General features: G+C 67.8%; 21 protein-coding genes. 12 read left to right on the forward strand and 9 right to left on the reverse strand.

The genetic code is table 11. The features are described from left to right. Positions 1-14: 14 nt before the first annotated feature. The 3 genes from AB0M14_RS01940 to AB0M14_RS01950 are packed head-to-tail and all read right to left on the reverse strand — an operon-like array spanning position 15 to position 3,072. The gene (locus AB0M14_RS01940; RefSeq protein WP_364987381.1) at positions 15-773 is read right to left on the reverse strand and encodes an alpha/beta fold hydrolase; all 759 of its coding nucleotides are present in this window, start codon (positions 771-773) and stop codon (positions 15-17) included. A gap of 2 nt (positions 774-775) precedes the next feature. Continuing rightward, the gene (locus AB0M14_RS01945; protein ID WP_364987384.1) at positions 776-1,723 is read right to left on the reverse strand and encodes a methionyl-tRNA formyltransferase; all 948 of its coding nucleotides are present in this window, start codon (positions 1,721-1,723) and stop codon (positions 776-778) included. A 56-nt stretch (positions 1,724-1,779) separates the two neighbouring features. Next, a complete protein-coding gene (locus AB0M14_RS01950; RefSeq protein WP_364987387.1) occupies positions 1,780-3,072 on the reverse strand; it encodes a SidA/IucD/PvdA family monooxygenase in 1,293 nt (430 codons plus the stop codon). Positions 3,073-3,153: 81 nt separating this feature from the next. Between AB0M14_RS01950 and AB0M14_RS01955 the strand changes: the two genes are divergently transcribed. After that, positions 3,154-3,867 carry a siderophore-interacting protein gene (locus AB0M14_RS01955; protein ID WP_364987390.1) on the forward strand — a complete coding sequence of 238 codons (714 nt, stop codon included), beginning with the start codon at positions 3,154-3,156 and terminating at the stop codon, positions 3,865-3,867. 55 nt (positions 3,868-3,922) lie between these two features. On the opposite strand, the gene AB0M14_RS01960 is transcribed toward AB0M14_RS01955, so the two are convergent. Beyond that, complete coding sequence (locus AB0M14_RS01960; RefSeq protein ID WP_364987394.1) at positions 3,923-5,659, reverse strand: ABC transporter ATP-binding protein; 1,737 nt, start codon at positions 5,657-5,659, stop codon at positions 3,923-3,925. Beyond that, positions 5,656-7,497: an ABC transporter ATP-binding protein gene (locus AB0M14_RS01965; protein ID WP_364987399.1), complete on the reverse strand. Its 1,842-nt coding sequence runs from the start codon at positions 7,495-7,497 to the stop codon at positions 5,656-5,658. Before AB0M14_RS01965 ends, AB0M14_RS01960 begins: the two co-directional genes overlap by 4 nt. Before the next feature lie 160 nt (positions 7,498-7,657). Between AB0M14_RS01965 and AB0M14_RS01970 the strand changes: the two genes are divergently transcribed. The 3 genes from AB0M14_RS01970 (at position 7,658) to AB0M14_RS01980 (ending at position 11,369) form a co-directional block, all read left to right on the forward strand. Beyond that, entirely contained in the window at positions 7,658-8,095 is a 438-nt protein-coding gene (locus AB0M14_RS01970; RefSeq protein WP_364987407.1) for a TIGR03667 family PPOX class F420-dependent oxidoreductase, read from the forward strand. A gap of 104 nt (positions 8,096-8,199) precedes the next feature. Beyond that, positions 8,200-10,398: a hypothetical protein gene (locus AB0M14_RS01975; protein WP_364991217.1), complete on the forward strand. Its 2,199-nt coding sequence runs from the start codon at positions 8,200-8,202 to the stop codon at positions 10,396-10,398. A 35-nt stretch (positions 10,399-10,433) separates the two neighbouring features. Further along, a complete protein-coding gene (locus AB0M14_RS01980) occupies positions 10,434-11,369 on the forward strand; it encodes an RluA family pseudouridine synthase (protein WP_364987411.1) in 936 nt (311 codons plus the stop codon). Here the strand turns inward: AB0M14_RS01980 and AB0M14_RS01985 are convergent. Next, positions 11,366-11,764: a hypothetical protein gene (locus tag AB0M14_RS01985; RefSeq protein ID WP_194817313.1), complete on the reverse strand. Its 399-nt coding sequence runs from the start codon at positions 11,762-11,764 to the stop codon at positions 11,366-11,368. The genes AB0M14_RS01980 and AB0M14_RS01985 overlap by 4 nt on opposite strands. Before the next feature lie 161 nt (positions 11,765-11,925). Here AB0M14_RS01985 and AB0M14_RS01990 point away from each other — a divergent pair, with 161 nt between their 5' ends. From AB0M14_RS01990 to AB0M14_RS02005, 4 genes are all read left to right on the forward strand, one after another. Continuing rightward, positions 11,926-12,726 carry a CPBP family intramembrane glutamic endopeptidase gene (locus AB0M14_RS01990; protein ID WP_364987416.1) on the forward strand — a complete coding sequence of 267 codons (801 nt, stop codon included), beginning with the start codon at positions 11,926-11,928 and terminating at the stop codon, positions 12,724-12,726. Between the two features lie 164 nt (positions 12,727-12,890). Next, positions 12,891-15,023, forward strand: coding sequence for a hypothetical protein (locus AB0M14_RS01995; RefSeq protein WP_364987420.1), 2,133 nt, complete (start codon positions 12,891-12,893; stop codon positions 15,021-15,023). Between the two features lie 92 nt (positions 15,024-15,115). Next, entirely contained in the window at positions 15,116-15,298 is a 183-nt protein-coding gene (locus AB0M14_RS02000; protein WP_364987423.1) for a hypothetical protein, read from the forward strand. Between the two features lie 494 nt (positions 15,299-15,792). Continuing rightward, a complete protein-coding gene (locus AB0M14_RS02005) occupies positions 15,793-16,290 on the forward strand; it encodes a hypothetical protein (RefSeq protein WP_364987426.1) in 498 nt (165 codons plus the stop codon). 51 nt (positions 16,291-16,341) lie between these two features. Here the strand turns inward: AB0M14_RS02005 and AB0M14_RS02010 are convergent, their stop codons facing one another. Both AB0M14_RS02010 and AB0M14_RS02015 read right to left on the reverse strand, forming a co-directional pair. Then, the gene (locus tag AB0M14_RS02010) at positions 16,342-18,552 is read right to left on the reverse strand and encodes an MMPL family transporter (protein ID WP_364987429.1); all 2,211 of its coding nucleotides are present in this window, start codon (positions 18,550-18,552) and stop codon (positions 16,342-16,344) included. Positions 18,553-18,581: 29 nt separating this feature from the next. After that, positions 18,582-19,025 carry an EXLDI protein gene (locus AB0M14_RS02015; RefSeq protein ID WP_364987433.1) on the reverse strand — a complete coding sequence of 148 codons (444 nt, stop codon included), beginning with the start codon at positions 19,023-19,025 and terminating at the stop codon, positions 18,582-18,584. Between the two features lie 216 nt (positions 19,026-19,241). Here AB0M14_RS02015 and AB0M14_RS02020 point away from each other — a divergent pair, with 216 nt between their 5' ends. Beyond that, positions 19,242-20,426 carry an MFS transporter gene (locus AB0M14_RS02020; RefSeq protein WP_364987436.1) on the forward strand — a complete coding sequence of 395 codons (1,185 nt, stop codon included), beginning with the start codon at positions 19,242-19,244 and terminating at the stop codon, positions 20,424-20,426. Positions 20,427-20,459: 33 nt separating this feature from the next. Further along, on the forward strand, positions 20,460-21,266 hold the full coding sequence (locus tag AB0M14_RS02025) for a phosphatase (protein ID WP_364987439.1): 807 nt from the start codon (positions 20,460-20,462) through the stop codon (positions 21,264-21,266). A 32-nt stretch (positions 21,267-21,298) separates the two neighbouring features. Here the strand turns inward: AB0M14_RS02025 and AB0M14_RS02030 are convergent, their stop codons facing one another. Continuing rightward, entirely contained in the window at positions 21,299-22,096 is a 798-nt protein-coding gene (locus AB0M14_RS02030) for an alpha/beta hydrolase (protein ID WP_364987442.1), read from the reverse strand. Positions 22,097-22,207: 111 nt separating this feature from the next. Between AB0M14_RS02030 and AB0M14_RS02035 the strand changes: the two genes are divergently transcribed. Together AB0M14_RS02035 and AB0M14_RS02040 are read left to right on the forward strand one after the other, a co-directional pair. Beyond that, positions 22,208-22,696 (forward strand): MarR family transcriptional regulator, encoded by a 489-nt coding sequence (locus tag AB0M14_RS02035; protein ID WP_364987445.1) that lies wholly within the window; start codon positions 22,208-22,210, stop codon positions 22,694-22,696. Positions 22,697-22,753: 57 nt separating this feature from the next. Then, on the forward strand, positions 22,754-24,313 hold the full coding sequence (locus tag AB0M14_RS02040) for an esterase-like activity of phytase family protein (protein ID WP_364987448.1): 1,560 nt from the start codon (positions 22,754-22,756) through the stop codon (positions 24,311-24,313). Positions 24,314-24,344 lie beyond the last annotated feature (31 nt).

Here is a 24,344-nt window from a genome sequence, read left to right on the forward strand (position 1 = left end):
CGGTACTGCTGCGCTCAGCGCAGGGCGGAGCTGGGGGCGGGCACGAGCAATTCCGCGATGCCCTCGATGTGATCGTTCAGGTAGAAATGGCCGCCCTCGAAGAGAGTGACCTCGACCGGGTCCGTGGTGTGGGTGGACCAGGCGTACAGGTCGCGCGGTGCGACGAAGGGATCCTCGTCGCCGCCGAGCACCCGGACCGGTGCGGAGACGCGGACATCCGCGCCACAGGAGTAGGCGTCGAAGGCGCGGTAGTCGGCTTTCATCACCGGTAGCGCCATCCGCATCACCTCGCGGCTGGCCATCACCTCGGTGCCGGTGCCGTTGAGGGCGCCCATGTGATCGAGCAGGCCCTCGTCATCGGTGGGATGCCCGGGCAGGTCGGCGATCAGGGCGGGCGCGGCCGCCGACGAGGCTGCGAGCAGGCGGATGTCCACACCCGCCGCCTCGGCCAGGCGCACGAATTCGAACGCGATGATGGAGCCCATGCTGTGGCCGAAAACGGTCAGCGGAGCGTTGTGCAATTGCGGTGCGGCGCGAAAGGCCTCGAACGCGCCCGTGGCGATATCGGGGAGGGTCTCAGCGGCGGGTTCGGCCGCGCGATCCTGCCGGCCGGGGTATTGCAGCAGCGATACCGCGAAATGCGCGCTGAGACCTTTCGAGAACGCCCGATACGCCGACGCACCCGAACCGGCGTGCGGGCAGATCAGCAGCGGCGGCAGATCGGGCGCGGCGGGTTTGTGAAATTGTCTGATCCATCCGAGGCTGGCGGCCATGGTCAGCTCCTCTGCGGCTGAGCGGTGAGATAGCCACCGCGAACGAAGAATTCGGCGGCCCGGTGTTCGGCGCCCGCCGCGTCCCGGACCTTCGTGATCACCAGGCCGTGGTTCGCGCCGCGATGCGCGTCCGGTCCGGTCACTACCGCGGCGCCGCCTTCCTGCACGATCACGCGGCCGGGCGTCCCGCCGTAGCGCGCCTGCGACACCTTCGCTTCGAGCACCTCGATGCGCTCGCCGCGATAGAAGGTGAACGCCCGCGGGTACGGCTCGGACAGCGCGCGCACGAAGCGCTCCAGATCGACCGCGGTCCAGCTCCAGTCGAGCAGGCTGTCGCGCTCGGATCGCTTGTGGAAGTAGATGCGTTCGGCTTTGTTCTGCGGCCGCCAGACCGCGGCGCCGGATTCCAAGGCGGCCAGGGCTTCGGCGACGGCGCCGGGGATCAGTTCCATGCCGCGCAGCACGAGTTCGGTGCCGGTGTCGGCGGGACCGATCGGCAGCGAGTGCTGCACCAGGATGTCGCCGGTGTCGAGTTCCTCGTCCATGCGGTGCACGGTCAGGCCGAATTCGGCGGCGCCGCTGATCAGCGCCCACAGCACCGGCGAGAAGCCGGTGAACTTCGGCAGCAGCGAGTCGTGCAGGTTCAGCGTGCCGTGCGGCGGCAGGTTGTACAGCTCCGCGGGCATCCAGGTGTACCAGCTGTTGACCACGATGACGTCGGGCTCGGCCCGCTTCACCAGGTCGATGGTCTCGGCGTCGGCGCGCTCGGTCAGATGCACCGGGATGCCGTGCTCGCGCGCGAGGTCCTCGACCGAATCCGACCAGATCGCCTTGTAGGACTGGTCACTGGCCGGATGGGTGACCGCCAGGACCACCTCGTGGTCCGAATCGATCAGGGCCTGCAGGGTTTTGCGCCCCCAGGTCTGGAAGCCGAACGACACGATACGCATGAAAAAACCTCACCTCGAAATTAAGGGTAGCCTAGCCTATGTAAATAGGAGGCTGGTCAGCGCATACCGGCGATCGAACCGCGCCGCGCGTCCGCGCCGGTGCGCGTCGCCGCACCCCGCAGCACCCGGTCCGAAAGTTCGCCCAGGCAACTGAGATTGGGGAAGCCGGGGCCCTGCGCCACGGCCGCCAGGTTCGGCAGGTAGAGCTTGGCGGGCAGTCCCGCCACCGCCAGGTCGTAGCCGATGGACGACTCGATCCGGGCCTGGGAGATCGGTCCGCCCAGCGCCAGTTCCAGCAGATCGGTGACATCGGCGTCGAACAGATCCAGGAACCACAGCGGCTGACCGCCGGTCGCGTCCACCACCAGGTCGAAGTTGTGCACCTGGTCGGCCCGCAGCTCGTTCTGCAGCGTCACCGTGACACCGTCGCCGTTGTCCGCGACCCGGGTCACCCGCCCTTGCAGATGATGAACCCGGTTGTCGCCCAGCAGGCTTTCCTGCACCCGCACCGAGAACACGCCGCGGTCGGTGCGGCGGATCACATCGCGGCGCTCCTGCATGCTCAGCGCCGCCCACTTGGTGGGGTCGCTGAAAAGCGCGTTCTCGAAGAAGCTTTCGCCCCGGGTGTAGAGCGTGGCCATGGGCGAGATCACCGAGATGGTCAGCATCTCGTGCCGCACCAGTTCGTCGAGCGCCGAGCCGGCGGTCTCGCCGCCGCCGATCACCGCCGCCCGGGAGGAGGCCGGCAGCCCGCGCTTGCCCGCGAGATCCCAGAATTCGGCGATGCTGAGCACCCGCGGATGCTCGGCGAGCGCCGAGGCGCTGCGGCCGGGGCCCGTGATCATCAGCGCGTCCGCCTCGATCTCGCTGCCCGCGCCGTCGGCGTCGGTGACCGACACCTGCCAGCCGGCGCCGTCGGCGCGCTGCCGGATCGCGCCGACGGTGCCGAGCACGAGCTCCAGATCGATCCGGCGCGCCACCCACTGCAGGTACTTGGCCCACACGTGGTGCTGCGGACTGGGTCTGCCGCGGTCGATCCATTCGGCGAAGGTGCCGTGCTCGACCAGGAACGCGGTCCAGCTGTAGGCCGTCATCCCCTCGTTGAGAGCGCGGTTGTGCCCACGCGCCCAGGTGGAGTGATAGGGGAAGCCGATGTCCTTCTCCGGGCTGGTGCCCAGCCGGTGCCGGCCATCGGTCCAACCGCCGCTGGGCAGCCAGTTACCGCCGACGGTGTGCGCTTCGACCACGATCACGCGCGGCGCGGGCAGGCCGAGTTTGCGCAGTACCTGCGACTTCGCCGCCACCGCCAGGGCTTTCGGGCCGGCGCCGACCACCAGAAGCGTTTCCACTTGCTCTCCACTCAACTCAGCCCCGCCACTATCTTTGCATAGGCTTACCTTATTTGGCACGGATAGGCTAACCTTAGCCGCATGGGAAGAGGCTTGAATGGCGTCATGATCAAGGCGTGGCGGGGGCAGGACTATCGGCTCACGGTGCGCTCACACGAAGTCGTCACCGACCACTACGTCCGGCTCGGCTTCGACGCGAACGGTCTGCTGGCCGACCATCCGGAGTACCCGACGCAGTACGTCCGGGTGTGGATCCCCGAATCCGGCAGCGACAAGCTGCACCATCGCGCCTTCACCCTGATCGATCAGGACGCCGAGGCCGATCAGTTCTTCATCGAGTTCGCACTGCACCACGGTCCGGCCGCGGACTGGGCCCGCACCGCCTCCCCCGGTGACCAGCTCGAGGTGACCGCGCTCGAATACGACGCGAAAAAGCGCCTCCCCGCGACCGTCCCGAGCGAATACCTCATGTTCGGCGACACCGCGTCGCTGCCCGCGATCAACGCGCTGCTGGAGTCGATCGGCGATACCCCGGCGCGCGTGTGGCTGGAATGGCAGAACGAATCGGACAAGACGCTGCCGGTGCGCAACAAGCCGCACCATGAGGTGACCTGGGTGCAGCGCATCGACGACGGCCGCCTGATGCGCGAGCAAGCCCAGGAAATCACCTGCGCCGACGGCGCTTTCGCATGGATCGCGTGCTGCGGTCAGACCACGCGCTCGCTGGTGAAGACCTTCAAGACCACGCACGCGCTGCCGAAGACCGCCCTCCAGTACCAGGCGTACTGGAAGTAACCTCGACCAAAAAGCGAACGCCGCATCCGATTTCGGATGCGGCGTTCGTCTTTGGCTAGGCCGGAGCGGGTTCCAGCCGCCAGCCGGTGGCGCGGGAGCGTTCGTTCCAGAACGCCGCGTAGCGGCCGTCCCGGGCGAGCAGCTCCGCGTGCGTACCGCGCTCCACGATCCGGCCGCCGTCGAGGAACAGGATCTGGTCGGCGTGGGCGATGGTCGCCAGGCGATGCGCGACCACGAGAACCGTGCGGTCCCTGGTGAGTTCGTGCACGCCCCGCACCACCACGGCCTCGCTGTGCGGATCCAGCGCACTGGTCGCCTCGTCGAGCAGCACGATCGGCGCCTCTTTGAGCAGCGCCCGCGCGATCGAAACCCGTTGCCGCTCACCGCCGGACAGCGCGGCGCCGCCCTCGCCGACCCGGGTGTCGTAGCCCTCGGGCAGGCGCTCGGCGATCTCGTCCACCCGTGCCGCCTCGGCGGCGCGCAGCAACTCGGCCTCGGTGGCCGCGGGCCGGCTGATCCGGATGTTGTCGGCCACCGACCGATCGAACAGGTAGACGTTCTGGAAGACCAGCGACAGCTGATCGAGCAGTGTCGGCGACGGCTGTGCGCGCACATCGTGGCCGCCGACCTCGACCCGGCCGGAATCGACGTCGTAGTACCGGGCCACCAGGCGCAGCAGCGTCGTCTTGCCCGAGCCGCTCGGCCCGACGATGGCCGTGGTCGTGCCCGCGGGCACCGTGAACGTCAGATCCGACAGCACCGGTTCGCCTGGGCGGTAACCGAAGTCGACCTGTTCGAAGACGACGCTCGGCGCGCCCGGCGTCACCGCGGCCTCGGCCTCCGGCAAGACCGGTACGGCCAGCAACTCGGTCACCCGATCCGCCGCGGACGCGGCGCTGCGCAGCGCATTGCCCACCTGCGCGGCCTGATTGAGCGGCTCGATGAACCGCGAGCTCACCGCGACCAAGGCGATGGCGACCGCCGCCGACATCGCGCCGCCGGTCACCCGGGCCACCACCACGTACACCAGCACCAGGAACACCGCCTGCACGCACAGCGCGAAGACGATCAGCCCCGGCACGCTAGCGAAGATCATCCGCAGGCCCGCCGATCGCTGTCCGGCCAAGGCCGCGTCCAGCGCGCGATTGCCGCGCCCGACCGCGCCGAAAGCCCGCAGCACCGGCTGCGCCTGCGCGAATTCGATGACCCGCGAATCGGATTCGCCCGCCGCGGCATGCATGCGCCGATCCGCGCGCACATACCCGCGATTGGCGAGGTTGTTGATCAGATAGAGCACGGGCGCGGCGAGCAGCATCGCCAGCGCCACCCGCCAGTCGATGAACAGCATGCCGAGCGCGACCCCGAGCGGGACGATGATGCCGGTGAACACCTTGGCCAGCAGATAGGCGACCAGGCCCTGGATCTCACGCACCTGCTCCACCACCAGACGCGGCAGCGGACCCGAGTCGCGCTGCTCGAACCAGCCGAGCGGCAGCGCGTTCAGATGATCGCCCAGCCGGGTATGCAGCCCGTGCTGCATGCCGATGCCGATGCGCAGGCCGATCGCGGCCTGCAGATAGCCGAACACCACCACGCCGGCGACGGCGAGCAGCATGCCCGTCATCCAGAGCCAGGCCTGGCCGAGGCGATCGTCGAACAATGCCTGCAGCACCGGGACCAGTAGCAGGTAGGCCGCCGCCTGGCTGAGCGCCTGCGCCACGATCGCCGCGAAGAGTCTCGGCGTGAGATGCGCGAATTCGGCCGGGATCAGGTCCAATACTTTGCGAATCATCGTGCCTCAGCTTCGATCATGGCCAGCTCGCCGAGGGCCGCCTCGTTGATTTCCCAGAGTCGCTGATAGGTGCCGCCCGCGGCCCGCAGGCTCGCGTGGTCACCCTGTTCGACCAGGGTTCCGTTCTCCAGCACCAGGATTCGATCCACTCCGGTGATGGTGTGCAGCCGGTGCGCGATGACGAGCACGGTGCGCCCGGCGACCAGCACCGCCAGCGCGTCCTGCACCGCGGCCTCGGATTCCGGATCGGCGAAGGCGGTCGCCTCGTCCAGCACCAGAATCGGCGTATCGGCCAACAGCGCGCGGGCGATCGAAAGCCGTTGCGCCTCACCGCCGGACAGGCTCGCGTCGACCCCGATCTCGGAGTCGTAGCCCCGTGGCAGGGCCATGATCCGGTCGTGGATGCGCGCGGCCCGGGCCACCCGTTCCAGCGCCGCGTCGTCGGCGTCGGGGCGGGCGAGCAGCAGGTTCTCCCGCACGCTGCCACGCACCAGGCGCACATCCTGGAAGACGAATCCGACTGTGCGGTACAGCGCTTCGGAAGAGAAGTCGCGAATATCGCGGCCCCCGATGGTGATCCGGCCGGAGCCGACGTCGTAGAACCGCGGCAGCAGCTGGGCCAGCGTGGATTTACCCGAGCCGCTCGGGCCGACCAGCGCCGTGATCGTGCCCGGCGCCAGTTCGAGGTCGATGTCGCGCAGCACCTCGTGGCCGGCGCGGTAGGCGAACCCGACGCCCTCGTACCGCACCGCGCCCGTTGGCGCCGTCTCGGTCTCGGCGTGCGCCGGTGCGCTCAGTTCCGGAGTCTGCTGCAGCTCGTGCAGCCGCAGCGCCGCAGCGCCGCCGGACCGTAGCGCCTGCGCGCCGTAGCCCAGACCGGTCAGGGAGCCACCGATACCCAGCCCGACCAGCAGGTAGGGCAGCACGTCCAGCGCGGGCAGCCAGCCGAGGCCAACCGCGCCCAACCCGGCGACCAGCACCACCAGCATGACGAAGACCGGCATGACCACGATCTCGGAGGCCGCCTGCACCTTGATGATCGGCGTCTTCATCCGGTCCACGCTGCGGGCCTGATGATCCACCGCGGCCTGGAACTCGCTGTGCGCCTTGCCCGCCTGCCCGAACGCGCGCACCACCTGGATGCCGTCGACGAACTCGATGACCGCCTGCTTGGTGCGCTGCTCGGACCGGTTGTAGACCACGAGCCGGTCCCGGCCGTCGACATCCAGGATCCGGCTGTAGAGCACCGCGAATACGACCACCGGGAGCAGCAGCACCAGGGTCAGCCGCCAGTCGACGGTGAACAGATAGCCGAGGGTGAGCAGCGGAACCGTGAGCGCGCCGACGAATTCCAGCCGCGCGTGCGCCACCAGATAGTGCAGCGCCTCGACGTCGTCGGAGAGGAAGCGTTTCACCCCGCCGGAGGACCGCTCGTCGAACCAGCCCAGCGGCACCCGGGTCAGCTTCGCGGCGAGCAGCCGGCGCAGGCTCAGCTGGTAACTGCCGTCCACCAGGTGCGACCAGGTCAGCGCGGCGGCTTGGAGCAGGGCGCGGACGCCGAGTACCACGCCGGCGATGGCCAGCAGGCGCCAGACCGGGTCGGTGTCCACCTGATCGGCGAGCAACTCCCGGCAGGCGTCCACGATCAGCACGAACGGCAGCACCGTGCACACCGAGGCGACCGCCATGAGGATGCTCGCCAGCAGCAAGGGCCTGCGGACCGGCGCGAGAACCTCCTTGCGCGCCTGCGCCTCCTGCTGTTTGCGCGATTTCGCTTGCGCCCTGGGTTTACGGTTCCCCGTCTCCGCCGCATCGTGCGGCGCGACCTCCACCGTCATAGGATTCCCCTTCTCGACCTTGCTGGTCCCTGACTACCGGAACCAGAAGGAAGGTTAGCCTAAGTTACTAGGCGACGGGTTGCGTAGTCCGTGCTGGCGAAAATCAGACACCTGGCGCGGAACCGGAATCGACGCCTGTACCCGCCTGTTGTGCACAGACATGACCTCCACGGCAGATCGTCCAGTTGTCGACACCGCGACTCCGCTGGGCGCCAAAGTCGCCCCCCGCCTGGAACAGGAGGGGCTGATCTGGCTGACCACCGTCGGCGTCAGCGGCACCCCGCAGCCGAACCCGGTCTGGTTCCAGTGGCGCGACGGCGAATTCCTCATCTTCAGCGAGCCCGATCAGGCGAAGCTGCGCAACATCAAGCGCAATCCCCGGGTGGCGCTGAACCTCAACACCAACGGCGGCTATGACGTCGGCGTGCTCACCGGCGACGCCCGCGTCGAGGAGAGCGCGCCGTCGGCGGACGAGCTCGCCGCCTACGCGGCCAAGTACGCGAAGGGCCTGGAAAGCCTGGGGATGAGCGCGGAAAAGTTCTTCGCGACCTACTCCGTGGCCATTCGGGTCACGCCGGATCGCCTGCGCGGATTCTGAGGACGGCGGACCGACCGAGCGGTCCCCGTCTTCCGGAGTTCACCATTTAGCTCTACGATCCCGCAGTTGTGAGCACCGGCGGGGAACCCGAAAGAAAACGCGACATACGGCTGTGGGGGGCGGCGACGATCGCCGGCGTCATCGCCGGATATCTGGCGGTGCTGCTCGGCGATCCACGGCACTACTACACCGACGACACCGAGGCACAGTACGCGCCGATGTGGGTCGCGCTCGGTAACCGATTGCGCGACGGCGAGTTTCCGTGGCTGATCCCGCACGAGTGGATGGCGGGCAACTACACGATCGAGGAAGCCGGGCTGTACAACCCGCCACAGCTGCTGGTGCACTTCCTCGCGCCCTCGTTCGACAATCTCGCGCTCTACGCGACGCTGGCCAAGCTGGTGTTCTCGATCATCGCGGCGCTCGGCGTGTACCGGATCTGCCTGGCCTACGGTGCGCGTGCGTACTGGGCGGCCGTGGCGGGCATCGCTTTTCCGCTGAGCGGCTGGTTCCTGTTCTTCGACCAGGCCAGCTGGATGACCTGCCTGACCGCCACCGCGTGGATGGTGCACGCGTGGGCCTCGGCGGTGCGGTACGTGCGCGGCGAGCGCGGGCCGATCTCGCTGTTCGTTTTTCTCTATCTGGCGCTGACCGTCCAATACGCCTTCCCCGCCGTGGAATCCGGGCTACTGATGGCCACCATCGCGGCGGGTGAGTACATCCATCAGCGGCGCTGGCGGCCGATCCTGAACCTGATGCTGGTCTCGGCGCTGGCCGCGTCGGCGGCGCTGATCGCCAATCTGCCGGGCCTGCTGTCCTCGCAGTACACCTGGCGCGGCAACGCGCGCATCCACAACGATCCGTTCCTCACCGTGCCGTGGTCGGAATCGCTGAACGCGAGCCTGCCCAGCACCACGCCCGCGTTCACGGCATGGTGGGGGCATGTGCAGCCGCTGCCGATGGTCTACATCGCGTGGTTCCTGATTCCGGCGCTGGCCTTCATCGACTGGCGGGCGGCCGCGCGCTCGGCGCGCGAATTCAGCAGCATCGCGCTGTTCGCCACCGCCGTCCTGATGTGGACGGCGGGCCCCGGCGCGATCGGGCCGCTGCGCTGGCCGGCCCGGGTGCTGCCCATGGTCGCGCTCGCGCTGCTGGTGCTGGTGTGCGTATTGCTCAGCCGGCACGGCACTTTCGCCCTCACCCGGAATCGGGTTTTCGCGGCCGGGTGCTTGATCGGCCTGCTGTTCATCCGTTCGTTCTCGGCCGCGCCGTTGATCGTGGTGCGGCATCTGATCGCGGTCGTGGTGGTCGTCGGACTGGGCGCCGCCGCGGTCTGGCTGGCGCGCCACCGGAGTTCGGCCCTGGCCTGCGCGTTCATCGCGGTGGTGATGTTCCCGATCGCGTACACGCAGGTGGCGATCGCGCCGCACACGCCGATGTCGTACAACTTCCCGGAGAAGCGGTCCACCATGACCGCCGCCTTCCCCGACTTCGAGGGCGTCACCCTGCAATTGGCGGACCGCGCGATCCTCGGACCGCAGGACCGCGACATCAGCGCCGCCTACGGGTCGCTGGCCATCGGCAACTACGCGAAGGCCCTCGGCCTCGATTACGTCAACGCCTACACCCCGATCGGGCACGCGCCCTTCGCCGGACAGCTGTGCATGGCCTGGGACGGCAGCACCTGCCCGGACGCGTTCCGGCGTGCGTTCAGCGTCGAACCCAGCACCGGCGCGCGGCTCGTCGATCTGATGAAGGTCGACCGGGTCGTGTTGCACCGGGCGCAGTATCCGGAGGCCGGCCTGCATCCGGCGCCCACCGGCTGGAAGTGGGTCGACTACCCGGGCCACGAGCGCTATATCTGGGTGCTGGAACGCGAATCCGGTCTGATCTCCACCGTGAACGGGCTGGTCGCGCACACCACCGGCGTCACCGCCACCTCGCGGGCGAGCGACGAGGCCGCGGCACAGATCCGGGTCAGTTCCCAGGAAGGCGGACGGGTGGTCTTCGCCCGGCTGTACTGGCCCGGCTACCGGATGACCCTGAACGGCGAGCAGATCCCCGTGAGCGCGGTCGCGCGAACCTTCGTCGCCGTGGACATCCCCGCCGGCACCCAGAACGCGGTGCTGGAGCTCACCTGGCGACCGCCGGGCTGGAAGGCCGGGATGGTCGGCGCGGTGGTCGGCATCGCCGGGACCGGACTGCTGCACTGGGCCTATCTGCGCAACCGTCGCCGGGACGTGCAGGCGCCGCCGGTCGAGCCCGTCGCCGAGGTGCGCGAACCGGTGGCCGCCCCGGTCTGACCAGCTCGTTCCGGCACGGCATAGGGTCAGTGCCGATGAGAAGGAGACAGCAGCCGCCACTGCCCAAGCGGTTCGGGCTGGATCCGGCGCGCCTGCGGCTGCCGGAGGACGGCGCCTGGGCGACGATTCGCGACCACTTGGTCGAGCGGCTGCCGCGGGTCGATCCGGCGCGCATCGATGAGCTGCTGCGGCAGGGCGGGATCGTCGACCTGGACGGGCCGATCGCGCCGGACGCGCCCTATGTGCCGGGCGGAGCGGTGTGGTTTCACCGGGATCTTCCCGAGGAGACCGAGGTGCCGTTCGAGATCACCGTCGTGCACCGCGACGACAATCTGCTCGTCATCGACAAGCCGCACTTCCTGGCGACCATTCCGCGCGGGCAGCACATCCGGCAGACGGCGCTGGTCCGGCTGCGGCACGAGCTGGACCTACCCGAGCTGATCCCGGCGCATCGGCTGGACCGGGTGACGGCGGGGCTGATCCTGTTCGTGATCAATCCGGCCCGCCGCGGGGCGTATCAGACGATGTTCCACAAGCGTTCCGTGCGTAAGGAATACGAGGCGATCGCGCCCTACGATCCGGAGCTGGACCTACCCCGGACGGTACGCAGCCGGATCATCAAGGAGAAGCAGGTGCTGGCCGCCCAGGAGGTGCCGGGCGAGCCGAACGCGGAGACCGTGGTCGAGCTGCTGGAACATCGCGACGGGCTCGGCCGCTATCGCCTGAAGCCGCACACCGGGCGCACCCACCAGTTGCGACTACACATGAACGGTCTCGGGGTGCCGATCCTCGGCGACGATTTCTATCCGGTGCTCACCGACAAACCGGTGCACGATTTCAACCGGCCGCTCCAGTTGCTGGCGGCGGCCTTGGAATTCACCGATCCGATCAGTGGCGCGCCGCGCCGCTTCGAAACCACCCGCACCCTCCAGGCCTGGGACGACCCGGAGGGCTGGGCGGGCGGGTCCTAGGAACCCATGAAGCCCAGGGGGCCCGCGCCGCAGGTGGCGCTGCCGGTGAGCGTCGGCTCGGCGACGTTCACCTTGATCTCGATATGCGAGCCCTGTAGTGCCGACAGCGTGTGCGTGCCGGACTTCTTCGGCTTCCACTGAATGGTCGCCACGCCGTTGGCCGGCTTCACCGGGCTACCCGGAATGACCAGCGCGTTGTCGTAGAACCACACCTCGAACCAGTGGTTCACCTTGGCGGTGATCTCGTAGGTGCAGGCGGCGTGGATGGTCCGGCCCGAAACCTCCAGCTCGGTCGGTGTCGCCGAGGCGTACGGCGCGCTCAGCACCGCCGCACAGCTCATGGCGGCCAGCGCGGTGAGGCCGGCGCCGACCCGACGACCAGGGGCTTTACTCATACAGAAACTCCTTGTAGCCACGCACATCCGGTGCGATTGGGCGAACTGTATCGAGCGTCCAGTTCCCTACGGGCGAGTTTCGGGAAAATACTGAAACGCGTTCCAGTCAGATTTGCGGGCAGGTGGCCATACAGTTCCTTCGACGGGGTACAGCGTTAACGATGACGGGTCTTCCGGGGGATATAGCGGGCGTGGGATCGATCCGTACACTGGGCCGGGTGCTTCAGACGGTCATCGATGATCCAGCCCCGGTTCGCCGCAAAGTGCACGCCTATATCGATATCGCCGTGGTCGTCGTCGTACTCGCCGGAACCAACCTGATCGCCCATTTCACCACCGCGCTCGCGAGCATTCTCGCCGTCCCGATCGCGGCTGTCATCCTGCTGGCGCTGATGCGCAAACGCGGTCTCGGCTGGGCCGAACTCGGCCTCTCGCCACGGCACTGGCGGCGCGGCACCGCCTACGCGCTGGCCGCCGTCGGCGTCGTTCTCACCGTCGTAGCCATCGGTGCGCTACTCCCCTTGACGCGACCATTCTTCCTCGCCGATCGGTACGCCACCTTCTCCGGCGCGGTCATCGCGTCCATGATCGTGATCCCGCTGCAGACCGCAATCCCCGAAGAGCTGGCCTTCCGCGGCGTCCTGCACGGCACCCTCGACCGCGTCTACGGCATCCGCGGCGTATTCGCCTCGGGATCCCTGCTTTTCGGGCTCTGGCACATCGCCTCCTCGCTCGGGCTGACCAGCACCAACCGTGGCCTCACCGAGCTGCTCGGCGGCGGACTGCCGGCACAGCTCGTGGGCATCGGCCTCGCCGTCCTCGCGACCGCCGCGGCCGGAATCCTGTTCACCTGGCTGCGCCACCACACCGGCAGCCTGCTCGCTCCCATCGCCCTGCACTGGTCGGTCAACGGGGCAGGCGCCTTGGCCGCCGCCCTGGTCTGGCACACCACGATCGGCTGACCCGCGCGAAAGGCCTTCTCCACCTGCGAAAACGGGAGTGGGGCGGCCGTTGGCGTTGACGTCCGAAGGTAGCCGGTTTACGCTCGCTGCGATCAAACGTATGTTCGAGCAAACTTGTCGCCACCGGTGCGGTGGGCACGTTACCTGGTTCAGGAAGGTTCGCGATGCTCGACGAACAGTCGAACGGCGGAGCCGGCGATTCTGAGATTGCCGCGTTGGCGGAACGGGTCGCGACGGCGCGCGGCAAGCTACCGCTACAGCACGACTCAGCCCTCGTAGACGTGCTTTCCGAGGACGAGATCGCGGCCGAACGCGAGCTGGCGGAATGGATTCGCGCGCAGCGGCGCGGGCAGCGGCGACGGGCCGTGCAGGAGGAACTGCAGGCCGAGAAGCGCGACCGGCGCAGCTCCGCATCGATTCGCCGGGTCGACGAAGCGGACGCCCGGTGGCATCGGCAGGCGTTGGCGGCGCGGCGGCGGGTATCGAGTCAGGACGCACGCCTGGCCCAGCTGTATCGCCGCGCGGAGTGGTCCTCCCGGGCGCTGATCGGCGTCGTCGTTCTCGGCATGGTCTGGGCCGGGGTGAACGTCCAGCACAACCTGGTGCCCAGCGGAGACATGTCGGATCCGCTGTACTGGCTCAGCTACGGCATCGAGGCGATGATCTCGATCCCGATCATCACCATCATGGTGGTCGCCACCACCTCGGCCAGGTGGGGTCGGGATCTCCCGCGCGGCAAAGTCGTCTTCTTCGAAGTGGCGTTGCTGGGCACCACAATCGGACTCAACGCGGGCCCGCACCTCGCCGCCGGCCACTGGGGCAAGGCCGCGGAGTTCTCCATCGCACCGGTGATGGTCGGCGTCGTGATCTGGTTGCACGCCTGGGTTTCCGCACGCTACGCGCAGCTGATCGACAGCGTCGCGATCGACGACGAACCTTCGGCTGATCACGGACCCGCCGATCACGCCACACCCCCAGCCCACACCACCGGGCGCGCCTTCGAGCCGTGGTCGCAGCACGAAGACGACAGCCCGATTCCGATGCACAAACTCAACCACCAAGTCGCGCAGGGTTTTCCGACAGCGCCGTCGGGCACCGAACCACAGCGCAACGGCAGGACGCACCCAAAAACCAACGGCTACGGCAGCGACAGGCACAACGCCAACGGACGCGGCACAGATAGCCACAGCACCAACGGGTTCGACCACCACGCCGCCAACGGATACGGCAGCAATGGCCATGTCGCCAACGAGCGGGGCAGCCACGCCGCCAACGGGCATACGAACGATGAGGGCGGCAACCACGGCACCAACGGCCGCGCTGCGAACGGCCGCGGCGCGAATGGCCACACTGCGAACGGCCACGGCCCGAACGGCCACACTGCGAACGGGCGCGCCACTAACGGGCATGACAGCCACACCGCCAATGTGCACGGCACAAATGGCCACGCCGTTGACGAGCAGGGCGGCCACGGTAGCCATTCCACCAACGGGCACGCGACCAACGGGCGCGCCGCCCGTGGGCATAACATCCACGCCGCCGACGGCCACTCCGCCGGCGAACATGGTGGCCGCGCCAGCAACGACTACAGCAGCAATGGATACGCCGCCAACGGGCATGACGACCGGGATGTCAACGGTCAGGCGGACAACGAGCATGACGACCATGGCCCTGACAGCCATTCCAGCAACGGGCACGCCACGAACGGGCGCGCCTCTAATGGGCAGGCCGATATTCACGCCGCAGACGACCACGCCGCTAGCGCGCACGACGGCCGCGCCGCCAACGGATACCGCACCAACGGTCGCACCGGCGACGAACAGGACAGCCGCGGAAACAACGCTCGCGCGGTAGCGACCGAAAACCGTAGCCGCGCCGAGGATCCCGCACCGAGCTCGACCGCCAACGCCTCAGGGCAGTCGACCGCGAGGCCGGAGCCGCGCCCCGCGCCCGTCGTCGAACAGCTCACGCTCGACGACGACCCCGGCCCCGAACCCCGCCACCCCCGAATCACGCTCGATGCCATCGCCGCCGCCCGCGATGCCGTCGAGGAAACCCTGGACTCCATCCCCGTGATCGAACCCGACGAGGTCGACGGCGTCCGGGCGGTCGCGCGGGCCATCATCGAACGCCGCATGTCGAAACTGCCCGTCGAGCAGGTCGCCGAAATACTGACCCTCGCCGACCAGTCCTGGACGCCATCGGGCATCGGCAGCGAAATCGGCATCCCCTCGGCTGCGGTTTCCCGAATCTTGGACGCCGCCCGCAAACTCCGCAACCCTTACGCCATCGCCTGACCCCAGCCAACGACCCGGACCCCGCCGCCGTCATCGAACCGGACGAGGTAGACGGTTTCCAGGCGGTCGCGCGGGCCATCATCAAACGCCGCATGTCGAAACTGCCCGTCGAGCAGGTCGCCGAAATACTGACACTCGCCGACGGAGATACTGACACTCGCCGACCAGTTCGGACGCCGACGGGCATCGGCAGCGAAATCGGCATCTCCTCCGCCGCCGTCTCTCGCATTCCGGACGCCGTCAGCAAACTCCGCGACACCGACGCCATCGCCTAGGTCGTGTCTCGAAGTGTGGTGGGGTCAGCGGCGCTGTGGTGGTGCGGATTACAGCTCTCGCAGTGACTGCACCCATGCGATCGCCGCTGTGCTGTGACTCCTCGGGTTGTGCAGTGACAAAGGGCTGCCCACGGTGGCCGCACGCAACGGCGAGACCGTGCCGGGCGCACCCGAGACTGCCTAGCCGGCCGGATGACCGGTGGACGGATTCCCGCTGCCCGTACCGGTTCTCAGGTTCGGCACAATCAGCCGACCGCACACCGCCTCCACAGCGGCACACCGCCCTCGCAGACCACCAGCCAGCTGAATTGCCACGCTCTCGGGTCAGTGCACCTGGTCCAGACAGTCGTTGTCCCCCACCCTTCACACGCTGCCGCACAGCCTGCGGCAGGCGGCTGGGGACGGGCCTCGCAAATGGAGCGGATCGGTCGACACGCACCGCTGGACACGCGCGAGTTAGGTTGCTGCTTGCAGCGTGTGCAACGATCCGACGCGTGATGCGCAGCGTGGAGATCACTGCCGCCCTGACGGGACCGATCGACCGAGAGCATCGGTCGAGGCTGTACTGGGAGCGGCTGATCGAGTTGAGCCTGGATTGCTTCATCTGTGAAAGAGCCGGGCGCACAACGATCTTGAAGTACGGCGCGGAACGTGCGATCTGTAGCGGCGACACCGAGCAGGGGCAGCATTTCAGTGCGGCGCGCATTTCCTCCTTCGATCACACGCACGGCAACGATCGCATCGTGCTGCGCTCCGTGGTGGATTTCTGGTGGGCGCCGTTCGACGACACCAAGCGCGACCTGCAAGCCGTCGCGCCGACGAAATCGCCTTGGGTCCGTTTGCATCTCGGCTATTCCTGCCCGCACCGGGACGAGTCCGGCAAGGAATCGCTACAGACCAACCTGGTCCGCCCGTACGAATTGACCTGCGCCCATTGCGCAACCGTCATCGCCGTGAACGAGGAAGCGCCCAGCATTCGGCTCCTGGCCTGAAACGACACGAAGGCCCGCCTCCGAAACGGAAGCGGGCCTTCGTCTTTCACCTCATTCGCGTCGTTGCCCAGTGTTCGACCAGGTCTGGCCGGACCAGGATTCGACGACTCCGGAATACTCCGGGTTGTAATAGGTTTCGGCGTACTTCCCCGGTTTCGGATCACCGCCCTTGCCGCGATCAGCGCGTCCCGGCCACCACGCCGCCCGGCCGATCAGGGCGGTCAGCGCGGGGGTGAAGAACATGGCCATTACGAACGCCGCGATCGCGATACCCACCGAGATGGCGAAGCCCATCTGCGACAGGGTGTTGTTGCCCGCCAACATCATCGAAGCGAACGTCCCCGCCAGGATGATGCCCGCCGCCGCGACGGTCGGACCGGTGTGCCGCAGGCTCAGCGCTGCCGCCTCCCGTGGGCTGCGACCCTCCTGAGCTTCCTCGCGCAGCCGGGCCACCATCAGGATGTTGTAATCCGTGCCGAGCGCGACGACGAACAGGTACATGATCACCGGCATGGTGAAGATCAAGCCGGAGTTGCCCTGGAAGTGCTGGAACACCAGCACTGTCGCGCCGAGCGTCGCGCCGAACCCGAGGAAGACCGACGCCATCAGATACCACGGCGCCACCAGGCTACGCAGCAGCAACGCGAGCACGATCATGATCAGGATCGCCGCGACCGGGAACACGATCTTGTAGTCGTGGTTCATCGCGTCCTTGAAGTCCACGTACACCGAGGTGATGCCGCCGACCACCGACGTGGTTCCCTCCGGCGCCGCCGCGTGCGCGATATCGCGGAGCGGTCCTGCGACGGTATCGAGCGCCGCATCCGATTCCGGCGCGTCGGTCAATGTCACCTGGAAGTCGGCGATCGTCTTGTCACCCGAGAGCTGTGGCTGTCCGACCTGACCGACGCCGGGCACCTGAACCAGCGCCGCCCGGAAATCCGCCAACTGGTCCGCGGTCAGCGCGCCACCGGGCGAATGCAGCAGCACATCCGAGGGCTGGGTCGCACCCGCCGGCATGCCCTTCAGCAGCTCCTTGTTGTAGACCACGGATTCTGAAGCGTCCGAGGTGGATCCGGAGCTGAGGTCGAAGGTCGGGTTGAACCCGATCGCCAGCACGCTCAACAGCACCAGCACGCCGCCGGACACCGCGGCGAACAACCCGGGTCGACGGCCCATCGCGTTGCCGATCGCGCCGAACCGGGCACTCTTCGGCTCGTTCCGCCATGCCTTCGACGGCCAGAACACCTTCGTCCCGAGCAGCGACACCACCGCCGGCACCAGCGTCAGCCCGGCGACCAGCGCCACCGCGACCGCGATCGCCAGGGCCGGGCCGAGCGCCCGGAACATCCCGAGGCTGGACAGCACCAGCGCCATGAAGGCGATGATGACGGCGGCCGCCGCCGAGGTGATCGCCTCGCCGACCCGGGCGACCGCGCTGACCATGGCGGTCTTCGGATCCTCGCCGGCCCGCAGCCGCTCCCGGTAGCGGAACATCAGGAACAGGATGTAGTCGGTGCCGACACCGAACAGCACGACCAGCAGGATGGAGTTCACCGAGGTGTCCATCTCGAGGTCGAAAGCCTTGGCGGCCATGGCGATCAGGCCGCCGACGGTGCCGGAGATGGCGCCGATCACGACGATCGGCAGCAGCGCGATCACCGGGCTGCGGAAGATCACCAGCAGCAGCACCAGGATCAGCACGATCGTGGCGATGCCGATGATCGCCATGCCCTTCTCGCTGGATTCGGTCTGATCCAGGGTCGAGGCGGCCAAACCGGTGATGCCGGCTTTCAGTTCGGTGCCCTCCACCCGTTGTTTCAGTTGTTCGCGCAGCTCCTTCACCGCGTCGCCCTGGGTTTTGTCCGCGGGGTTGGTGACCTTGTCCATCTGCACCGCGATGACCTGGATCAGGCGATTCTCCGACGGCGGTGTGGCGTGCACGCCGGTGACGCCCTTGACGTGCTCACCGGCGAGTTCGGTCGAGGTCGCCAGCACCGAAGCGGAATCGGCTTCCGACAGCGGCGCGCCGTCCTGTCGCGCCACCACGATCAGGGCCGCGGGCGCCGAATTCTGCGGAAAAGCCTTCTCCTGCAGCTTCATCGCCTGGATGGATTCGTAATGCGAAGGCAGGAAGGCGGATTGGTCGGTCGTGGAGCTGAATTCCGGCGCCGACGCCAGGACCGCGACAATGGCGACGACCCACAGGCCGATCACCTTCCACGGGTGATGGACGACGACGCGCCCGAGTCGAGCAAACATGAGGGAGAGATCCTTTCGAGGTCTCGAGGTCAGACGTCGAGGTCCTGCGAGCCGGGGTTCTGCACGACGTCGGCGACCTCGCGGTAGACCTTGGACGGAACACGTGTCCGCAACTCGTCGAGCGTGTCGACGACATCGACGGTGAAGTCCCCGGCGCCTTCGTTGTCGCCGAGACCGATCAGGTTCCGCCAGTTCTTCCAGTCCCTGGTCCAATTGGTCAGCACGGTGAAGTCCTGCCAATCCGACTGCTGGGTCTGCACTACGTACTTGCCCTTCCGGCTGACAAAGATCCGGGTCGCGGTCACTCCGACCTTGGTGACCTCGCGAGCCTCCCCGACCTGCTTGCCGACGAACCGCTGCGATCGATGGCCGCCCGGGCCGACATTCAGGGTGATCTCCGCGAATTCCGTCGCCGGTTCGATCGGCTCGGACTTGGTGACCGAGATGGCCTTGTGCTGCGGGTTACTGGACATGATTCCCCTCATTTCCATTAGCAAATGCGCAATTTTGCATGGGTCTAGTAGCGCCGGTGCCCCTTGCTTCTGGCCCGTCGTACCGGTTTGATCTGCGGATTTCGTGTATCGCCACTATAAGTAGATGTATACGTATAACGCAAGCCCTGGCCGAGCAGTCGCATTCATGGGATTAATCGGTAGCGGCCCGTCGGCGCCCGTGACAGGCTCTCCAGAGTGCGGGCCTATCGGGATGTACTGACCAATCCGGCAGCGCGAAATGTGCTGATCCTGGGGGCACTGGTCCGAATCCCGTTCTTCGCCGGCAGCGTCCTGCTCGCCCTGCATGTGGTGGAGACGCTGCACGGCTCCTACGCCCAAGCCGGCGCGCTGACCGCGGTCGTCACCGGCTGCCGGGCCGTGAGCGGGCCGTGGCGTGGACGGTTCCTCGATCGAATCGGACTGCGGCGCACCATCTTGCCGTCCATCCTGGTCGGCGCGGCGTGCTGGTCCATCGCGCCGTTCGCCGGCTACTGGGCGCTGTTCGGACTGGCGGCGCTGGCGGGATTGTTCGAGATTCCGATCTTCACCGTGGTCCGTCAGGCCGTGATCGGCGCGACCACCGAGCGCACCCGGAAGTCCGCGCTGGCGCTGGAGTCGGTGTCGGTGGAGGCCGCGTTCATGATCGGGCCGGTGCTCGGTGTCGGCCTGACCGTCCTGATGCCGACCACCATCGCGCTGTTCTGCATGGAGATGGCGCTGGTGTCGGCCGGGATTCTGGTGTGGATACTGAATCCCCCGCTGCGCTCCGCGGACGAATTGGGGCACGCGCCCGCCGTCCCCCGGCGCGCCTGGTTCCGGACCGAGTTCGTCGCGCTGTGCGCCGGCGGCTGCGCGGCCATCACCTTGCTTGCCGCCTGCGAACTGACCTTCGTCGCCGCCATGCGCGACTTCGGCGAACAGCGCTGGCTCGGTGTGGCCCTGGCGGTCTGGGGTTTCGGCTCGCTGATCGGCGGTCTCGCCTACGGTGCCCTGCACCGGCCGATCTCGACCTATCACCTGCTCATCGCGCTCGGCGCGGTCACCGTGCCGATGATCTTCGCCACCGGGGCGTGGTCGCTCGGAGTGACCGGTTTCTTCGCCGGATTGCTCTGTGCGCCAACGCTTGTCGCCTCCATCGACCAGCTCAGCCGAATCGTCCCGGAGGGCGGGCGCGGCGAGGCGATCGGCTGGCACGGCTCGGCCATGACCCTCGGCAACGGGCTCGGCAGCGGACTCGCCGGCGTCGCGATCGACCTGGGCGGCTACCGGGCCGGCTTCGCCGCCTCCGCGGTGCTGGGCATCGGGCTCGGCGTCGGATTGGCCCTGCTGGTCGGTGCGGCGCGCGGACGTTCGGCAGCGAAACAGGACGTCCTGTCCTAGCGCGCCCGGGGGTGCGCGGGGCACAGTGGAGGCATGGCGGTCGCGAGCGGTTCCCGGATTGATCGAGAGACGTTGCGAGAGCACCTGGTTCGTACCAGGATCGCCGGCGCGGTCGCCACCTCCCGCGAGGCGAACCTCGCCAACTTCCGCCTCATGGTCGCCCACGATCCCGGCTACCAGTTCGGACTCCGGTTGCGCGACTGGACCTTCGAGGACACCCTCGCCACCATGGCCCGCCTCTGCGGCGTCAGCCCCGACCCGGCGCACGTGCGCGGCGTCGACACCATCGACCCCGATCTCACCATCGACGCTCTCGACGCCATGGCCGACCGGCTCGCGCACGCGGCCCGGCATCGCGCCACCGTGCTGTTCGCGACCGGGCACCCGGCCACTCTGATGGGCATCTACCGCGCGGTCGCCGACAAACTCCGCGACGCGGGCTGTCCGATCCCCACCCCCGCCGAGAACTGGAGCTACGCCTCCACCACCGACGGCCTCAAATATCGCGAAATCGCCTACACCTCAGGCGTCGCCGCTCTGGTCAGCCAGGACGGCGAATTCCGCCACACCCACGATCCCCAGCCCATGCAAGCCATCCTCACCGAGCTGCGCGGCACCGGCACCTGGCCCGACCTGGTGCTGGCCGACCACGGCTGGGCCGGGGCGGCCGGCGAGGCCGGCATCGAAACCGTGGGTTTCGCCGACTGCAACGATCCCGCCCTCTTCATCGGCCAGGCCGAAGGCAAGATCGCCGTCACCGTCCCGCTCGACGACGGCGTCCTCCCCAGCCACTACCGCCCCCTCATCGCCTACCTCCTGGCCCGCGCCGGCCTCGACTGACTCCGGTGCCTCATGAGGTGGAGCACAGGAATCTACGTGGATGGCGAGTGCTCGGCGAGGAAGTCGCGGGTCAGCTGCACCAGGCCGGTGGGGTCGGCGAACCAATCCATGTGGCCCTCGCCCGCGACCTCTACCAGCCGGCTGCCGGGGATCGCGGCGTTGAGCTGGCGGGAGCCTTCGACGGGAATCATCGCGTCCTCGGCGAATCCGATCACCAAGGTGGGTGCGGTGATCTGCGGTAGCAAGCGCCTGATGTCCACGCGGCGGCCGAGGTCGATCTGACGGTCGATACCCGCGGGCGGCCAGGCATCGGCCAGCGAGTAGGCGAGGCCGTCGTGGCCGAAGCGATCCAGTGCGGCGGTGCTGAATCCGGTCAGCGCCGAGAAGCGCTTGAACAGTTCGCGATCGGTGTCCAGGAGCTTTGCCCAGGTCTGGAAGTAGTACTGGTCGCGCGGGCTGGTCGAGTGCGCCCAGCCGCCGACCAGGATCAGGCTGCGCACCAGGTCGGGGCGGGTCGCCGCCACCGCGGCCGCCGCGACGGCGCCGAGGGAGAACCCGAGCAGGTCCACTGGTCCGTCCACCGCGGCCCGGGTCGCCGCGGCGACCTGCTCGGCGATCAGGTCCACGGTGAGATCCGCGCCGCCGTCACTGGTTTCGCCGCTGCCGCTGAAGTTCGGCCGCACCACGGTCCTGGTCGCACTGAAATGACCGACCACATTGCCGAAGACCTTCTCGGCGTCACCGCCGGTGCCGTGGACGAGCACCAGGCCGGGGCCCTGACCATCGACTTCGTACTGCACGCGGGTCTCGCGGGTTGAGGTGAAAGGCATGACGAACCACCGCTCTTCGAGTCATCTCGGATAAGATGAGCGCTAAGATAATCAGCACTCATGTGAGTGTCAAACTAATGAGTGCTCGCTTAAATTCCCGGAGGAGGTCCTGTGCCCGACAGCGTGGCCACAGTGCTGGAGCAATGGCGCCGCGAGCGGCCCGACATCGACTTCGCGCCGATCGGCGTGGTCGGCCGGATCATGCGGCTCTCGCGCCTGTGGGACAAGGAGATCAAGGACTTCCTCGCCGAACACGGCCTGGAGCCGGGCGAATTCGATGTACTGTCCACGCTGCGCCGATCCGGCGCGCCGTACGCATTGAGCGCCGGGGCGTTCCTCAAGACCTCGCTGGTCACCACCGGCGCCATCACGTTGCGCGTGGACAAGATGCACGACAAGGGTCTGGTCGTGCGGACCCGTGACGAGCACGATCGGCGCTCGGTGAAAATCCAGCTCACCGAGCGTGGACTGGCGCTCATCGACCGAGTTCTGCCCCTGCACCTCGCCAACGAGGCCCGGCTGCTCGCGGCGCTCACCCCCGAAGCCGGTGCTCAGGTGGCCGAGACGTTGAGCGTCCTGCTGGAGACCTATGAGAGTTGAACCCAGTGTTCAGATTGCGGCCAACTGATTGTCGGACTAGGAAGGTAGGCATCGCTGGTGAGAATTCGCCGTAGTACCCGAAGCGCGCTCGTCGCCGTCGCCGTGTGCGCCGTGGCCGCGGGCTGTTCGTCCGATCCGGCCGCCGACTTCACCGCCATCGCGAACCAGCCCCTGGTGATCAGCCTGGATGACCTGCTCGCCAAGACCGGCGGCACCGCGGCGGTCGCTATCGCGAATCCGGAGCACGGCAGCGTTTCCCGGCGGACCGACGGCGCGCTGGTGTACACCCCGGCGGCCGGGTACACCGGGCCGGACCGGCTCGAGGTGACCACCACGGACGCCGTGCGGCTGTACACCACCGACATCAAGCCGCTGGGCGAGTTCGGTGGCGTCACGGTGCAGGGCAGCGCCTACGGTTCGGCGCTGGTGCCGGTGCCGGGCACCCCCGGCGAGTTCTACGGGCTCACCGACCGCGGGCCGAACGTGGACGGCAAAGCCAAGAACGAGAAGCTCGCGGTCACTCCCGATTTCACGCCGCAGATCGCCAGGTTCAAACTGGTCGGCAACCAGGCCGTGGTGCAGTCGACGCTGCTGCTGCGCACTGCGGCCGGGCAGCCGTTCAACGGTCTCGTGGACCTGTCCGCCGACACCGGCGAGACCATGAAGGACCTCAACGGAAACGTGCTCGCCCCGACCGATCACGGAATCGACAGCGAGGGCCTGGTCGCGCTGCCCGACGGAACCTTCTGGGTGTCCGACGAATACGGCCCGTTCCTGGTGCATTTCGATGCCAAGGGCACCGAGCTGGAGCGCCTCTCCCCCGGGCGCGGGCTCCCCGGCGAACTGCGACTGCGCACCCCGAACCAGGGCATGGAGGGCCTCACCGTCACCCCGGACGGCGCCACCCTGGTCGGCATCATCCAAAGCGGCCTGACCACAGCCGGTTCGACGTCGCCCCGCGAGGTCCCGATGACCCGCATCGTCACCGTGGACCTGAAAACCAAGGCCGTCAAGGAGTTCGCCTACCCCTTGGAGAACCCGAAGGACAAACTGGGCGTCTCCGAGATCACCGCCCTCAGCAACACCACCTTCCTCGTGGACGAGCGCGACGGTGGCAAAGCCCCCAAAGCGAACAAGAAGCTGTGGACCATCGACATCTCCGGCGCGACCGACATCGGCCCGCAATCCACGGTCGCCGGGGCAAAATATGATCCTGAGCAGGGCTTACAGATCGACGGCAAGCCACTCGAGACCTGGGTCGGCACCGTCCCCACCGCCGACGGCACAGCCGCCCTGCGGAAAGCTGGAATCACCCCCGTCACCAAGAACCTCGGCCTCGACCTCGGCGGCCTCGTCGACACCCTCAACCCCGAAGGCAAATTCTTCGCCCACGACAAGATCGAAGGCGTAGCCACCACCGACGGCGGCAAAACCCTCTACATCGCCAACGACAGCGACTTCGGCCTGGAAGGCTCCAAGGGCGACCAGCCCCCCTACTCCTTGAAGCCCAAAACCATGCCGAACGGCGTCCAGGACGCCGGCGAAATCCTCGCCGTCGACACCACCCGCCTTCCCGCCAAAACCGAAACCAAAACCATCCGCCTCAACGTCCAGTAATCCCGTCGACCCATGACCGGCCTCGCCGACT

Origin of the sequence: Nocardia sp. NPDC051832 (assembly GCF_040681285.1) — a bacterium.
GTDB lineage: Bacteria > Actinomycetota > Actinomycetes > Mycobacteriales > Mycobacteriaceae > Nocardia.

Bases quoted from the DNA above. Each gene is read 5' to 3' on its own strand.
- AB0M14_RS01980 (WP_364987411.1), top strand. From the start codon at position 10,434: ATGAGAAGGAGACAGCAGCCGCCACTGCCCAAGCGGTTCGGGCTGGAT.
- AB0M14_RS01955 (WP_364987390.1), top strand. From the start codon at position 3,154: ATGGGAAGAGGCTTGAATGGCGTCATGATCAAGGCGTGGCGGGGGCAG.
- AB0M14_RS01965 (WP_364987399.1), bottom strand. From the start codon at position 7,497: ATGACGGTGGAGGTCGCGCCGCACGATGCGGCGGAGACGGGGAACCGT.
- AB0M14_RS01985 (WP_194817313.1), bottom strand. From the start codon at position 11,764: ATGAGTAAAGCCCCTGGTCGTCGGGTCGGCGCCGGCCTCACCGCGCTG.
- AB0M14_RS02030 (WP_364987442.1), bottom strand. From the start codon at position 22,096: ATGCCTTTCACCTCAACCCGCGAGACCCGCGTGCAGTACGAAGTCGAT.
- AB0M14_RS01995 (WP_364987420.1), top strand. From the start codon at position 12,891: ATGCTCGACGAACAGTCGAACGGCGGAGCCGGCGATTCTGAGATTGCC.
- AB0M14_RS02025 (WP_364987439.1), top strand. From the start codon at position 20,460: ATGGCGGTCGCGAGCGGTTCCCGGATTGATCGAGAGACGTTGCGAGAG.
- AB0M14_RS01945 (WP_364987384.1), bottom strand. From the start codon at position 1,723: ATGCGTATCGTGTCGTTCGGCTTCCAGACCTGGGGGCGCAAAACCCTG.
- AB0M14_RS01970 (WP_364987407.1), top strand. From the start codon at position 7,658: ATGACCTCCACGGCAGATCGTCCAGTTGTCGACACCGCGACTCCGCTG.
- AB0M14_RS01990 (WP_364987416.1), top strand. From the start codon at position 11,926: ATGACGGGTCTTCCGGGGGATATAGCGGGCGTGGGATCGATCCGTACA.
- AB0M14_RS02000 (WP_364987423.1), top strand. From the start codon at position 15,116: ATGTCGAAACTGCCCGTCGAGCAGGTCGCCGAAATACTGACACTCGCC.
- AB0M14_RS02010 (WP_364987429.1), bottom strand. From the start codon at position 18,552: ATGTTTGCTCGACTCGGGCGCGTCGTCGTCCATCACCCGTGGAAGGTG.
- AB0M14_RS02015 (WP_364987433.1), bottom strand. From the start codon at position 19,025: ATGTCCAGTAACCCGCAGCACAAGGCCATCTCGGTCACCAAGTCCGAG.
- AB0M14_RS01940 (WP_364987381.1), bottom strand. From the start codon at position 773: ATGGCCGCCAGCCTCGGATGGATCAGACAATTTCACAAACCCGCCGCG.
- AB0M14_RS01960 (WP_364987394.1), bottom strand. From the start codon at position 5,659: ATGATTCGCAAAGTATTGGACCTGATCCCGGCCGAATTCGCGCATCTC.